We start from the raw sequence: 12,972 nt of genomic DNA, 5'->3' as shown, positions 1-12,972 counted from the left end.
ACCACACCGGTACGGTCGGCCATATCTCCGCACAACGCCCTCAACCGGTCGCCCGCTTTACCCCGTTCCTCCTTCCGTTACACAACCGACGGACAGCCGAGGGCTTCCCGCAGGCTGCTTCGGACAGCGCCGTGACAACGCCTCCGTACCTTCGATCACGTGCTCGACAAGGGCACGGGACCACGGAACACAGGCAGGACAACCGGCCCGCGCGGGCGGGCCGGCACGGGGAGCGGGAGGCGGTTCACCATGGCGCAGGACACGGTGCGGGGCGAGGTGCTCGCCTTCGAGGAGTACGTCCGCACCCGGCAGGACGCACTGCTGCGCAGCGCCCGCCGTCTGGTCCCGGACCCCGTCGACGCGCAGGACCTGCTGCAGACCGCGCTGGCCCGGACGTACGGCCGCTGGGAGACCATCGAGGACAAGCGGCTGGCCGACGCCTATCTGCGCCGGGTCATGATCAACACGCGGACGGAGTGGTGGCGGGCCCGCAAGCTGGAGGAGGTGCCCACCGAGCAGCTCCCGGACGCCTGTGTGGACGACTCCACCGAGCAGCACGCCGACCGCGCCCTGTTGATGGACGTCATGAAGATCCTCGCCCCGAAGCAGCGCAGTGTCGTGGTGCTGCGACACTGGGAGCAGATGTCCACGGACGAGACGGCCGCCGCCCTCGGCATGTCGGCCGGAACGGTCAAGAGCACGTTGCACCGGGCGCTCGCCCGGCTCCGCGAGGAGCTGGAGGCACGCGATCTGGACGCACGCGCGCTGGAGCGTGAGGAGCGGGAGCGTTGCGCGGCCTGACCGGCGCGGGGCCCACACGGGCCCGGAGCACCGCCCGGGCGGCGAGTACGGCGACGGCCGTGCTCGCCGCCGCCGTCCTGTTCGCCGCCGGCTGCGGCACGGGCGGCACCGGTGCGCGGGACGAGGGCCCGGCGCACGCGGACTCCGTGGCGAGCGCCCCCGCCGCGGCGTCGGCGCAGCCCTCGCAGACCCCCGACCGGGTGGACGCGGTCCGGCTGGTCAAGGCCGACCCGGCGGTCTCGGCGGAGGTCAAGCGGGAGCTGAAGCCGTGCGTCGCCGACGAGTACCCCGTCGACGTGAGCTACGGCAACCTCACCCGAGGAGCCGTGGACGACGTCGTCGTCAACGTGTTGACCTGCGGGGACGCGGTGGGCGTCGGCTCGTACGTGTACCGCGAGCAGGGCGGCGCGTATGTGAACGTGTTCTCGGCCGAGGAGCCCCCGGTGTACGCGGAGATCGACCGCGGGGACCTGGTGGTGACCAAGCAGGTGTACGACCGGGGCGACCCGGTGTCGAGCCCGTCCGGGGAGAACGTGATCACGTACCGCTGGGGCCCGGGCCGGTTCGCCGAGGAGTACCGCACCCACAACGACTACGGACAGGTGGCCGGCACGGAGCCGACGCCGGTGCCCGCCGGCTGAGACATGGCCCACGGCGTGACCGGCGGGGCCGCCCGGACCGATGGACGGGTGAACCCGCGGCGCGGCCCCCGCGTCCGTGGGGTGGACGAGAAAAACACGCGCGCACCGATCCGAGATCACACGAGGACTGAGAGCACCGGGATGGCAGACCAGACCCACGTCCTGTTCGTCGAGGACGACGACGTCATCCGCGAGGCCACCCAGCTCACCCTGGAGCGGGACGGCTTCGCGGTCACCGCGATGCCCGACGGGCTGTCGGGCCTGGAGGCGTTCCGCACGGACCGCCCCGACATCGCGCTGCTCGACGTGATGGTTCCCGGGCTCGACGGGGTCAGCCTGTGCCGGCGCATCCGGGACGAGTCGACGGTGCCGGTGATCATGCTGTCGGCGCGGGCCGACTCCATCGACGTGGTGCTGGGCCTGGAGGCGGGCGCCGACGACTACGTGACCAAGCCGTTCGACAGTGCCGTGCTCGTGGCCCGGATCCGCGCGGTGCTGCGCCGCTTCGGGCGCGCGAACGGCGGCCGGGAGGACGCGGCGGGGCCGGGCGACGGGGGTGTGCTGGCCTTCGGCGAACTGGAGGTCGACACCGGGGGCATGGAGGTGCGCCGGGCGGGGAAGCCGGTGGCGCTGACGCCGACCGAGATGCGGCTGCTGCTGGAGTTCTCCGCGGCGCCGGGCACCGTGCTCTCCCGCGACAAGCTGCTCGAACGGGTGTGGGAGTACGGCTGGGGCGGTGACACCCGGGTCGTCGACGTCCATGTGCAGCGGCTGCGCACGAAGATCGGCCAGGACCGCATCGAGACGGTCCGCGGCTTCGGCTACAAACTGAAGGCCTGAGAGAAGACGATGCGGGGGTACTTCCGGCGCCTGGTGGCGGCGTGCGTGGACCGGGCGGGCATAGGCACGGGTCTGCGGTGGAAGCTCAGTGCCGCCATCGCGCTGGTCGGGGCGCTGGTGGCGATCGCGCTGAGCCTGGTCGTGCACAACGCGGCCCGGGTGTCGATGCTGGACAACGCGCGCGACCTGGCGGACGAGCGCATCATGATCGCCCAGCGCAACTACGAGCTGTCGGGGCGGCTGAACTTCCCCAACACCAAGATCGACGACCCGGAGCTGCCGGAGGGGCTGCGGGAGAAGGCCGAGGCCGGCCGGCGGGCGACCTACGTGGCCGAGCGGCCGGGCGGGGCGCCGGACATCTGGGCGGCGGTGCCGCTGAAGAACGGACACGTGATGTCCCTGCACTCCGGTTTCACGGACCGCAGCTCGAACATCCTCAAGGACCTCGACCAGGCCCTGGTGATCGGCTCCAGCGCGGTCGTGCTGGGCGGCAGCGCGCTCGGGGTGTTCATCGGCGGGCATCTGTCGCGGCGGCTGCGGAAGGCGGCCGCGGCCGCCAACCGGGTCGCCAAGGGCGAGACGGACGTCCGGGTGCGCGAGGCCATCGGCGGGGTGGTGCGCGACGAGACCGACGACCTGGCCAGCGCGGTGGACGCCATGGCGGACGCGCTGCGGCAGCGGCTGGAGGCCGAGCGCCGGGTCACCGCCGACATCGCGCACGAGCTGCGCACCCCCGTGACCGGTCTGCTCACCGCCGCCGAGCTGCTGCCGCCGGGCCGGCCGACCGAGCTGGTGCTGGACCGGGCCAAGGCGATGCGCACCCTCGTCGAGGACGTCCTGGAGGTGGCCCGGCTGGACAGCGCCTCCGAGCGGGCCGAACTGCAGGACATCCTGCTGGGCGAGTTCGTCGTCCGGCGGGTCAGGGCGAAGGACCCGGACGTCACGGTGCGGGTGGTGCACGAGTCGGAGGTCACCACCGACCCGCGGCGCCTGGAGCGGGTGCTGTTCAACCTGCTCGCCAACGCCGCCCGGCACGGCAGGCCGCCCATCGAGGTGAGCGTCGAGGGCCGGGTCGTCCGGGTCCGCGACCACGGGCCCGGCTTCCCCGAGAGCCTGCTCGCCGAGGGGCCGAGCCGCTTCCGCACCGGCAGCGCCGACCGGGCCGGCTGCGGCCACGGGCTGGGCCTGACCATCGCGGCGGGTCAGGCCCGGGTGCTGGGCGCGCGGCTGACCTTCCGCAACGTACGGCCGGCGGGGGCGCCGGACGACGCGCCGGCCGAGGGCGCGGTCGCCGTGCTGTGGCTGCCCGAGCACGCGCCGACGAACACCGGGAGCTATCCCATGCTGGCCCAGTAGCGGGAGCGGTTGCCGGCCCAGTAGCGGGAGCGGTTCAGCAGGACCAGTCCTTGTCCGTGTCGAGACCGCCCTCGCGGGGCTGGGTGAAGGAGAACCGGTTGCCCGGGTCGTCGCGGAACAGTGCCCCGGTGCCGTACGGGCGCTCCTGCGGCTCCTAGATGATCGACCCCGCGGGCCTTGAGCTCGGCGTAGTCACCGTGGATGTCGTCGGTGGTCAGCACGCCGGGGCCGGGCGCTCCCCTGGCCACCCGCTTCTTGATCATCTCGGCGGACTCGGGGTCCACGCCCGCGCCGGGGACCATCAGGGTCAGTTCGACGTCGGGCTGCTTCGGCGAGCCGACGGTGAGCCAGCGCATGCCGCCCTCGCCCAGGGTCATGTCGGTGCGGACCTCCAGGCCCAGCTTCTCGGTGCAGAACTCCTTCGCCCGGTCCTGGTCGAGGACCCAGACGGTGCTGGTGAGCCCCCTGATCATGGCGTACTCCCGTTTCGCCGCCGCTCCTCCGGTGCCCTGTCACCGTAGGCGGCGCCGCCGTCAGTCCGCTTCTCCGGAATTGCGCTGCCCCGCGGCCCTGCCCGGACCGGGCCGGTGTCCGCCGAGCCAGTGCATGGCGTAGCAGCCCGGGATCAGGGCGGCACCGCGGCCCACGTGCCGGGTGCGGTACTCGCTGGGGGTGAGGCCGGTGCGGGTCTTGAACCGCGCAGAGAACGTGCCCGGGCTGCTGAAGCCGACCAGGTGGCAGATCTCCGTCACCGACAGGTGCGCGGTGCGCAGCAGGTCCTCGGCGCACTCGATGCGGCGGTGCGTGAGGTACTGGCCCGGTGTCTCGCCGTAGGTCTCCCTGAAGGCGCGTATGAAGTGGTAGCGCGAATATCCGGCGTGCGCGGCGATCGCGGCCAGGTCGAGGTCCGGGTCGGCCCGGTCCCGGTCCATCGCGTCCTTGGCCGGCCCCAGCTGCCGCGCCTTGTCCATGCGACCGATGGTGGCACGGGGCACTGACATCGACGCCGTTACCCGGGGCCCGGTGGCCGTGGCCCGGGCACCGGCCGACGACGGGGCCGGACCTGCGCACGGGGAAGGCCCCCGGTGGTCACAGGGCGTGCCGCCGGGGGCCTCGGTGCCGGCCGGGAGGGTCAGACGGGCTCGGTCACCGCCGCCGGTGCCGGGGCGCCGTCGTCGGTGTTCCCCTTCACGGGGCCCGCTCCCTTCAGCGGGACCTCCTTCACGAACACCGCCGCCGCCAGCGAGAGCACCGCGACCACCGCGCCCAGGAGGAACGCCGAGTGGGTGCCCGAGGACACCGCGTACTGGTAGGCCTCGCGGACCGCGTCCGGCAGCTTCTCCAGGCGTGCGGCGTCCAGCTGGGCGGACTGCTCGGTCACCCCGGAGCCCAGCGCGCCGGCCCGCTCGGCCATGACGTCCTGGACCCGGTTGTTGAACAGCGCACCCATGATCGCGACACCGAAGGAGGCACCGAGGGTGCGGAACAGGGTGGTGGAGGAGGACGCCACGCCCATGTCCTTCATCTCGACGCTGTTCTGCGCGACCAGCATGGTGATCTGCATCAGGCAGCCCATGCCGAGGCCGACCACGGCCATGAAGACACCGGAGGTGAGGCGGGAGGTTCCGGTGTCCATCGTGGACAGCAGGTACAGGCCGACGGCCATCAGCGCGCTGCCGAGGACGGGGAAGACCTTGTACCGGCCGGTGTCGGTGGTCACCCGGCCCGCGACCATCGAGGTGACGAGCATCGCGCCGAGCATCGGCAGGAGCAGCAGGCCGGAGTTGGTGGCGGAGGCGCCCTGCACGGCCTGCTGGTACAGCGGCAGGAAGAGGGTCGCGCCGAACATCACGAAGCCGGCGACGAAGCCGATGACGGACATCAGCGTGAAGTTGCGGCTGCGGAAGATGTGCAGCGGCATCACCGGCTCGGCGGCCCTGGTCTGCCAGAACACGAAGCCCACGAGGGACGCGACACCGAGGCCGATCAGCTCCATGATCCGCGCGGAGGTCCAGGCGTACTCCGTGCCGCCCCAGGTGGTGACCAGCACGACGGCGGTGATGCCGACGGTCAGCAGCGCGACACCGAGGTAGTCGATACCGGCCTCGGCCCGCTTCTTCGGCAGGTGCAGTACGGCACCCACGGCGGCCAGCGCGATCACGCCGAGCGGCAGGTTGATGTAGAAGGCCCAGCGCCAGCCCCAGTGGTCGGTGATGGTGCCGCCGACCAGGGGTCCGCCGATCATCGCCAGCGCCATCACGGCGGCCATCATGCCCTGGTACCTGCCGCGCTCGCGGGGCGGGATCAGGTCGCCGATGATCGCCATGACGCCGACCATCAGACCGCCGGCACCCAGGCCCTGCACCGCGCGGAAGCCGATCAGCTGGCCCATGTCCTGGGCCATGCCGCTGAGCGCGGAGCCGATCAGGAAGATCACGATGGACGTCATGAACGTGGTCTTGCGCCCGTACATGTCACCGAGCTTGCCCCAGACCGGGGTGGCGGCCGCGGTGGCCAGGGTGTAGGCGGTGACCACCCAGGACAGGTGCTCCAGTCCGCCCAGCTCGCCCACGATCGTCGGCATCGCCGTACCTATGATCATGTTGTCGAGCATCGCGAGCATCATCGCGATCATGAGTGCGAGCAGGACCACCCGCACGCTCCTCGGCTGCTTGCCGGTGTCCGTCTCCACGGCCCCCGCCGCTGGTGTGTCCGCCATGATTCCTTCTCCCCCGGCCACGGTCGCGTGACCACCACTACTTACTTGCCGACCGGCTAGTTCACTACACCGGGAAGCTAGTCGCGCAACTAGCCGGGCGTCAAGTAAGTTTTCGCCAAGAGAGGTCGAGCAGGAGGATGGGCGGCACCATGGACGGCACCAGACAGCGGCGCCGCGGGAACACCCGCCAGCGCATTCAGGACGTGGCGCTCGAACTCTTCGCCGAGCAGGGCTACGAGAAGACCTCGCTGCGCGAGATCGCCGAGCGCCTGGACGTCACCAAGGCGGCGCTGTACTACCACTTCAAGACGAAGGAAGAGATCCTCGTCGGCATCTTCGAGGACCTCTCGCGGCCGATCGAGGACCTGATCGAGTGGGGGCGGCGACAGCCGCACTCGCTGGAGACCAAGCAGGAGATCATCCGCCGGTACAGCGAGGCGCTGGCGGGCGCGGCCCCGCTCTTCCGCTTCATGCAGGAGAACCAGGCGACGATCCGCGAGCTGAGCATCGGCGAGATGTTCAAGACCCGCATGCTCGGGCTGCGCGACATCCTCATGGACCCGGACGCCGACCTGGTCGACCAGGTGCGCTGCGTCAGCGCCCTGTTCACCATGCACGCGGGGATGCACGTCCTGCAGGACGTCGAAAGCGACCCCGAGGAGAAGCGCAAGGCCGTCCTCGAGGTCGCCATCGATCTGATCACCCAGGCCCACCGGGGTTCCGGGGGCGGCTAGGCGCCGTGTGCGCGGCGGATCAGACCGTCACGCCCTTGGCGCGCAGGAACTTCGCCGGGTCCACGGCGGAGCCGTAGTTCGGGGTGGTGCGGATCTCGAAGTGCAGGTGCGGACCGCTGGAGTTGCCGGTGTTGCCGGACAGGGCGATCTTCTGGCCGGTCTTGACGATCTGGCCAATCTTCACGTTCACCTGCGACAGGTGGGCGTACTGGGAGTACGTGCCGTTGCCGTGCTTGACGACGATCGCGTTGCCGTAGGCGGGGCCGTCACCGGCGCCGTTGGGGCCGGCCTTGACGACGGTGCCGCCGTGCACGGCCATCACCGGGGTGCCGGTGGGGACGGCGTAGTCCTGACCGGAGTGCTTGGACGCCCACATGCCGCCGTTCTGGGCGAAGCTCGCGGACAGCTTGTAGCTCTTCACCGGGTCGATCCAGGACGCCTGCTTCTTGGCGGCGGCCCGGGCGGCCTTCTCGGCCTGGGCGGCCTTCGCCTCGGCGGCCTTCTCGGCCTGAGCGGCCTGGGCCTTCGCGGCCTGGGCCTGGGCGGCGGCCTGCGCCTCGACGGCACTGGCGACGCCGGACGCGGCCGTGGTGTCGGCGGCGGCCGCGACCCCGGCTCCCATCACGACCGAGGCCCCCAGTCCGGCGGCCAGCACGGCCGCGCGGGTGCGGATCAGGGACGCGGTGCGGGAGGAACGGGACGTGACGCGCTGGGACATACACACCTCATCAGGAGGGGGACAGAGGAAAACCACCCGGCGGACGGATCCGCGCCTCGGTGGTGACTCATTGGTAGCCCCTCCGGACATAACCGCGCAAAGGTGTGACCTACGACAGAAACTCGTAGATCCGCACTGAGATGCACGTCTCTTGACTCATCACCCTTACCGGGCAAAACCCGCCATTTAGAGCCGATCGATCGGAAAGATAGAGTAAATGTCTGTTTTGTGGGACGTCTTTTGCCACTATTCCGCCTAGTACCGGACAAAGCGCCTGTGCGGCATGTCACCGACGACCGGCTTCGGCCATTCCGCGAATGTGGCGCAGACCTCTAGGCGCCTACCGTCCGGTAACCCTACGGTTCACCTCGCGTCACCCTCGCAGACGAACATGCACACGACACGTTGGCAGCGTCACGGACGTGAGAGGACCCCCACGAGATGAGAAGCCGACGCTCCTGGCCGATCCGCGCATCGGTCACCGCCGTCTCCGCGGCCGCCCTGGTGGCCCTGGCCGCACCGGCCGAAGCCACGACCCCTGCCTCACCGGCCGTTTCCCCGGTGGCAGCCGCCACCGCGGCGGCGGACGTCGACTACGACACCTGGCAGCGGGACTGCCGGGCGGTCATGGACCAGGCCCTGCCCTACCTGAAGCAGCGGATCGGTGACACCGCGCCGGGCGAGAAGCAGGCGATCGTCCTCGACGTCGACAACACCGCGCTGGAGACCGACTTCGGGTTCAGCTTCCCGCAGCCCGCCAACGAGCCGGTCCTGGAGGCCGCGGAGTACGCCCAGGAGCACGGCGTCGCGGTGTTCTTCGTGACCGCCCGCCCGGGCATCATCCACGCGCCCACCGAGTGGAACCTCGACCAGGCCGGCTACGAGTCCGCCGGCCTGTACGTCCGCGGGTTCTTCGACCTGTTCAAGAACGTCGCCGACTACAAGACCGCGCAGCGCGTCAACATCGAGGCCAAGGGCTACACGATCATCGCCAACATCGGCAACAGCGCCACCGACCTGTCGGGCGGCCACGCCGAGAGGACGTTCAAGCTGCCGGACTACGACGGTCAGCTCTCCTGAACCGGCCGCAGCCGCGGAAAAGGGGTCTGCCCCGGGACGTGCGTCCCGGGGCAGACCCCTTTCTTGCGTTCAGGCCGAGCGCGGCGGCTACGCGTCCTTGCTCAGGTTCGGGCCGGCACCGCCGGCCGCCTGCTCGATCGGCGGGACGTCGGGCAGGGCCGACTTCTCCTCACCGCGGAAGGTGAAGGTCTGGGACTCGCCCTCGCCCTCGGTGTCCACGACCACGATGTGACCGGGACGCAGCTCGCCGAAGAGGATCTTCTCCGACAGCGAGTCCTCGATCTCCCGCTGGATGGTCCGGCGCAGCGGCCGGGCGCCCAGCACGGGGTCGTAGCCCTTCTTGGACAGCAGCTCCTTGGCGGACTGGGAGAGCTCGATGCCCATGTCCCGGTCCTTCAGACGCTCGTCCACCTTGCCGATCATCAGGTCGACGATCCGCAGGATGTCGCTCTGCGTGAGCTGCGGGAAGACCACCACGTCGTCGACGCGGTTGAGGAACTCGGGCCGGAAGTGCTGCTTGAGCTCGTCCGAGACCTTGTTCTTCATGCGCTCGTAGTTGGTCTTCGTGTCGCCCGCGGCGGCGAAGCCCAGGTTGAAGCCCTTGGAGATGTCCCGGGTGCCGAGGTTGGTCGTCATGATGATGACCGTGTTCTTGAAGTCCACGACCCGGCCCTGGGAGTCGGTCAGGCGACCGTCCTCCAGGATCTGCAGCAGCGAGTTGAAGATGTCCGGGTGGGCCTTCTCGACCTCGTCGAAGAGGACGACCGAGAACGGCTTGCGGCGCACCTTCTCCGTCAGCTGGCCGCCCTCCTCGTAGCCCACGTAGCCGGGGGGCGAACCGAAGAGACGGGAGACCGTGTGCTTCTCGCTGAACTCCGACATGTCGAGGGAGATCAGCGCGTCCTCGTCACCGAAGAGGAACTCCGCCAGCGCCTTGGACAGCTCGGTCTTACCGACACCGGACGGACCGGCGAAGATGAACGAGCCACCGGGACGCTTCGGGTCCTTCAGACCCGCACGGGTGCGGCGGATCGCCTTCGACAGCGCCTTGACGGCGTCGTTCTGGCCGATGACCCGCTTGTGGAGCTCGTCCTCCATGCGCAGCAGGCGGGACGACTCCTCCTCGGTCAGCTTGAAGACCGGGATGCCCGTGGCCGTGGCGAGGACCTCGGCGATCAGCTCGCCGTCGACCTCGGCGACGACGTCCATGTCGCCGGCCTTCCACTCCTTCTCCCGCTTCGCCTTGGCGGCGAGGAGCTGCTTCTCCTTGTCGCGCAGGGAGGCGGCCTTCTCGAAGTCCTGCGAGTCGATCGCGGACTCCTTGTCGCGGCGGACGCCGGCGATCTTCTCGTCGAACTCGCGCAGGTCCGGCGGCGCGGTCATCCGGCGGATGCGCATCCGGGAGCCGGCCTCGTCGATCAGGTCGATCGCCTTGTCCGGCAGGAAGCGGTCCGAGATGTAGCGGTCGGCGAGCGTCGCCGCCTGCACCAGGGCCTCGTCCGTGATGGAGACGCGGTGGTGCGCCTCATAACGGTCGCGCAGACCCTTGAGGATCTCGATGGTGTGCGGGAGCGAGGGCTCGGCGACCTGGATGGGCTGGAAGCGGCGCTCGAGGGCCGCGTCCTTCTCCAGGTGCTTGCGGTACTCGTCCAGCGTGGTCGCACCGATGGTCTGCAGCTCACCGCGGGCCAGCATCGGCTTGAGGATGCTCGCGGCGTCGATGGCGCCCTCGGCGGCACCCGCACCGACCAGCGTGTGCAGCTCGTCGATGAACAGGATGATGTCGCCGCGGGTGCGGATCTCCTTGAGCACCTTCTTCAGGCGCTCCTCGAAGTCACCGCGGTAACGGGAGCCGGCGACCAGGGCACCGAGGTCCAGGGTGTAGAGGTGCTTGTCCTTGAGGGTCTCGGGCACCTCGCCCTTGACGATGGCCTGGGCGAGGCCCTCGACGACGGCGGTCTTGCCGACGCCGGGCTCACCGATCAGCACCGGGTTGTTCTTGGTACGGCGGGACAGCACCTGCATGACCCGCTCGATCTCCTTCTCGCGCCCGATGACCGGGTCGAGCTTGGACTCACGAGCGGCCTGGGTGAGGTTCCGGCCGAACTGGTCGAGGACCAGGGACGTGGAGGGCGTGCCCTCGGCAGGACCGCCGGCGGTGGCGGTCTCCTTGCCCTGGTAACCGGAGAGCAGCTGGATCACCTGCTGCCGCACGCGGTTGAGGTCTGCACCCAGCTTGACCAGGACCTGGGCGGCGACGCCCTCGCCCTCACGGATCAGGCCGAGCAGGATGTGCTCCGTGCCGATGTAGTTGTGGCCCAGCTGAAGGGCCTCGCGGAGCGACAGCTCCAGGACCTTCTTGGCACGGGGGGTGAAGGGGATGTGACCCGACGGGGCCTGCTGGCCCTGCCCGATGATCTCCTCCACCTGCTGGCGGACCGCCTCGAGCGAAATCCCGAGGCTCTCAAGGGCCTTGGCGGCGACACCCTCACCCTCGTGGATCAGGCCCAGGAGGATGTGCTCGGTGCCGATGTAGTTGTGGTTGAGCATCCGGGCTTCTTCCTGAGCCAGGACGACAACCCGCCGCGCGCGGTCGGTGAACCTCTCGAACATCGTTAATCGCTCCTCAGAGCGGTCAGGCAGTGGGGGGAACTTCCCCTCCCTGTCCTTCCGCAGCTTAGTCCCGCAAGCGGGGACCGCTCATTCCAACTGCCGACACCGTCGATGGCCTCCTGACCCCGCTCACGCCGACATCTGCTCCAACCCGATGGTGCGAGACGATGTTCCCGCAGGCCAGGCAGTTACCCCCTTCGCCAGTACGCCCATGGCGAACGGGAGACGTCCCGCCCTGCGTGTCGCCCCCTCCCACTAGGGATGTCTTACCCGCTGCTACGGACAGTCCATGCCGCGTGCACGGGTTCCCTCCGCTACGGGCGAACAACCTTGCGCCTCCCCGCACCCCCGCGCGCCCCCTTGTTCGACACCCCTCGCATACACATGGACACCCAGCGTAACCCGGAGGGCGTCGGGGCGTTGCGTCGGGCATGGTTCGGTCCGTCGCTCCCGCAGTGCCGTCCCCCCGCCGGTCGCTCATGCCGAGCGACGACGAGGTGCGGCTCTGGTACGAGAACGCGCTGGGGTGGCCCACGGTGCCCGGGGTGCCGGTGCGGCTGGCGGTGGGGGTGCGCTTCGACGTCCTGGACGTGCCCGCGGAGGCGGGGTGCGCGGCGCTGGAGCGCCTGGAACGCTCGGGAGGGCTCTGGCGGGGGTTCCCGGTGGCCCTGCGGAACGGCCGGATGCTGCTGCTGGTGGCAGCGGGCAGCGAGGAGGAGTTGCCGGGGCTGCTGGAGTGGCTGGACTGGGGCGCGCTGGAGCTGGACCTGGTGGCGATCGGCGCGGGAGGGCTCATGGACGCCCCCTGGCCCCCTGGCGTCGGTGCGGATGCGGGTGCGGGTGCCGGTGCGGATGCCCTTGCCGGTGCGGGTGCCGGTCCCACCACCCGGCCGCTCCCCCTGGGCCGTGGTGGATCGCAGGGGGCCGCCATGTGGCTGCGGCCCCCCGAGCCGGGACACGAGGCCGAGGCCTCGCTGCCGACGCTGTCGGCGATGGGCACGAGGAGTGGTGCGCGGGGGGACGGTGACGGCCCCCCGGATCTCGTGCGGCTGGTGGACACGGTGGCGACGCAGATCCACCGGGTCCGGCTGCGGCGCTCGGATGCGGTCACCGCCGTACGGGCCGACGGTCAGCCGTTGGCCTTCTCGTAGGCCTCGCGGATGGACGCGGGGACACGGCCGCGGTCGTTGACCTCGTAACCGTTCTCCTTCGCCCACGCGCGGATGGCCGCGGTGTCCTGGCTGCCGCCGGAAGAAGCACGCGCCTTTCCGCGACCGCCCGAAGCACGGCCTCCGGTACGGCGACCGCCCTTCACGTAAGGGTCGAGAAGGCCACGGAGCTTGTCCGCATTGGCGGTGGTGAGATCGATCTCGTACGTCTTGCCGTCCAACGCGAACGTCACGGTCTCGTCCGCCTCGCCGCCGTCGAGGTCGTCGACAAGAAGGACCTGAACCTTCTGTGCCACCGGAT

The 12,972-nt window shown here is 70.3% G+C and carries 12 protein-coding genes and 1 pseudogene; 7 read left to right on the top strand and 6 right to left on the bottom strand.

Translation table 11 applies throughout. The features are described 5' to 3' along the window. The first annotated feature begins 249 nt into the window (after window positions 1–249). The 4 genes from AB0A94_RS10705 (at window position 250) to cseC (ending at window position 3,638) form a co-directional block, all read left to right on the top strand. A complete protein-coding gene (locus tag AB0A94_RS10705; protein ID WP_361741920.1) occupies window positions 250–801 on the top strand; it encodes a SigE family RNA polymerase sigma factor in 552 nt (183 codons plus the stop codon). After that, window positions 789–1,442, top strand: a complete 654-nt coding sequence (locus AB0A94_RS10700) for a hypothetical protein (RefSeq protein WP_361741917.1) — start codon at window positions 789–791, stop codon at window positions 1,440–1,442. Before AB0A94_RS10705 ends, AB0A94_RS10700 begins: the two co-directional genes overlap by 13 nt. 141 nt (window positions 1,443–1,583) lie before the next feature. Beyond that, on the top strand, window positions 1,584–2,282 hold the full coding sequence (cseB, locus tag AB0A94_RS10695; RefSeq protein WP_361741914.1) for a two-component system response regulator CseB: 699 nt from the start codon (window positions 1,584–1,586) through the stop codon (window positions 2,280–2,282). A gap of 9 nt (window positions 2,283–2,291) precedes the next feature. Then, window positions 2,292–3,638 carry a two-component system sensor histidine kinase CseC gene (gene cseC / locus AB0A94_RS10690; RefSeq protein ID WP_361741911.1) on the top strand — a complete coding sequence of 449 codons (1,347 nt, stop codon included), beginning with the start codon at window positions 2,292–2,294 and terminating at the stop codon, window positions 3,636–3,638. Between the two features lie 34 nt (window positions 3,639–3,672). Here cseC and AB0A94_RS10685 read toward each other — a convergent pair. The 3 genes and pseudogenes from AB0A94_RS10685 to AB0A94_RS10675 all read right to left on the bottom strand — a co-directional run bounded on the left by AB0A94_RS10685 (window position 3,673) and on the right by AB0A94_RS10675 (window position 6,357). Further along, window positions 3,673–4,111, bottom strand: a pseudogene (locus tag AB0A94_RS10685) (VOC family protein). A 60-nt stretch (window positions 4,112–4,171) separates the two neighbouring features. Then, window positions 4,172–4,609, bottom strand: coding sequence for a helix-turn-helix transcriptional regulator (locus AB0A94_RS10680; protein ID WP_361741908.1), 438 nt, complete (start codon window positions 4,607–4,609; stop codon window positions 4,172–4,174). Between the two features lie 161 nt (window positions 4,610–4,770). After that, entirely contained in the window at window positions 4,771–6,357 is a 1,587-nt protein-coding gene (locus AB0A94_RS10675; protein WP_361741905.1) for an MDR family MFS transporter, read from the bottom strand. A gap of 149 nt (window positions 6,358–6,506) precedes the next feature. Here AB0A94_RS10675 and AB0A94_RS10670 point away from each other — a divergent pair, with 149 nt between their 5' ends. Next, on the top strand, window positions 6,507–7,091 hold the full coding sequence (locus tag AB0A94_RS10670; protein WP_361741902.1) for a helix-turn-helix domain-containing protein: 585 nt from the start codon (window positions 6,507–6,509) through the stop codon (window positions 7,089–7,091). Between the two features lie 19 nt (window positions 7,092–7,110). Here AB0A94_RS10670 and AB0A94_RS10665 read toward each other — a convergent pair whose 3' ends face one another. Beyond that, window positions 7,111–7,809 carry a M23 family metallopeptidase gene (locus AB0A94_RS10665; protein ID WP_361741899.1) on the bottom strand — a complete coding sequence of 233 codons (699 nt, stop codon included), beginning with the start codon at window positions 7,807–7,809 and terminating at the stop codon, window positions 7,111–7,113. A gap of 441 nt (window positions 7,810–8,250) precedes the next feature. On the opposite strand from AB0A94_RS10665, the gene AB0A94_RS10660 reads away from it, so the two are divergent. After that, on the top strand, window positions 8,251–8,889 hold the full coding sequence (locus AB0A94_RS10660; protein ID WP_217130700.1) for an HAD family acid phosphatase: 639 nt from the start codon (window positions 8,251–8,253) through the stop codon (window positions 8,887–8,889). 87 nt (window positions 8,890–8,976) lie between these two features. Here AB0A94_RS10660 and AB0A94_RS10655 read toward each other — a convergent pair whose 3' ends face one another. Further along, window positions 8,977–11,502, bottom strand: a complete 2,526-nt coding sequence (locus AB0A94_RS10655) for an ATP-dependent Clp protease ATP-binding subunit (protein WP_361741896.1) — start codon at window positions 11,500–11,502, stop codon at window positions 8,977–8,979. Between the two features lie 479 nt (window positions 11,503–11,981). Between AB0A94_RS10655 and AB0A94_RS10650 the strand changes: the two genes are divergently transcribed. Beyond that, window positions 11,982–12,653: an SCO3374 family protein gene (locus AB0A94_RS10650; RefSeq protein ID WP_361741893.1), complete on the top strand. Its 672-nt coding sequence runs from the start codon at window positions 11,982–11,984 to the stop codon at window positions 12,651–12,653. Here the strand turns inward: AB0A94_RS10650 and AB0A94_RS10645 are convergent. Beyond that, window positions 12,632–12,967 carry an Lsr2 family protein gene (locus tag AB0A94_RS10645; RefSeq protein WP_004928054.1) on the bottom strand — a complete coding sequence of 112 codons (336 nt, stop codon included), beginning with the start codon at window positions 12,965–12,967 and terminating at the stop codon, window positions 12,632–12,634. The two genes, AB0A94_RS10650 and AB0A94_RS10645, sit on opposite strands and share 22 nt — an antisense overlap. Window positions 12,968–12,972 lie beyond the last annotated feature (5 nt).

Source organism: Streptomyces sp. NPDC044984 (assembly GCF_040646935.1).
Taxonomy (GTDB): domain Bacteria; phylum Actinomycetota; class Actinomycetes; order Streptomycetales; family Streptomycetaceae; genus Streptomyces.
This window is presented reverse-complemented; position numbering and strand designations above follow the sequence as displayed.

What these genes read in the sequence shown, in the direction of transcription:
- AB0A94_RS10670 (WP_361741902.1), top strand. Translation starts at nt 6,507, where the DNA reads ATGGACGGCACCAGACAGCGGCGCCGCGGGAACACCCGCCAGCGCATT.
- AB0A94_RS10655 (WP_361741896.1), bottom strand. Translation starts at nt 11,502, where the DNA reads ATGTTCGAGAGGTTCACCGACCGCGCGCGGCGGGTTGTCGTCCTGGCT.
- cseC (WP_361741911.1), top strand. Translation starts at nt 2,292, where the DNA reads ATGCGGGGGTACTTCCGGCGCCTGGTGGCGGCGTGCGTGGACCGGGCG.
- AB0A94_RS10680 (WP_361741908.1), bottom strand. Translation starts at nt 4,609, where the DNA reads ATGGACAAGGCGCGGCAGCTGGGGCCGGCCAAGGACGCGATGGACCGG.
- AB0A94_RS10665 (WP_361741899.1), bottom strand. Translation starts at nt 7,809, where the DNA reads ATGTCCCAGCGCGTCACGTCCCGTTCCTCCCGCACCGCGTCCCTGATC.
- AB0A94_RS10705 (WP_361741920.1), top strand. Translation starts at nt 250, where the DNA reads ATGGCGCAGGACACGGTGCGGGGCGAGGTGCTCGCCTTCGAGGAGTAC.
- cseB (WP_361741914.1), top strand. Translation starts at nt 1,584, where the DNA reads ATGGCAGACCAGACCCACGTCCTGTTCGTCGAGGACGACGACGTCATC.
- AB0A94_RS10675 (WP_361741905.1), bottom strand. Translation starts at nt 6,357, where the DNA reads ATGGCGGACACACCAGCGGCGGGGGCCGTGGAGACGGACACCGGCAAG.
- AB0A94_RS10660 (WP_217130700.1), top strand. Translation starts at nt 8,251, where the DNA reads ATGAGAAGCCGACGCTCCTGGCCGATCCGCGCATCGGTCACCGCCGTC.
- AB0A94_RS10650 (WP_361741893.1), top strand. Translation starts at nt 11,982, where the DNA reads ATGCCGAGCGACGACGAGGTGCGGCTCTGGTACGAGAACGCGCTGGGG.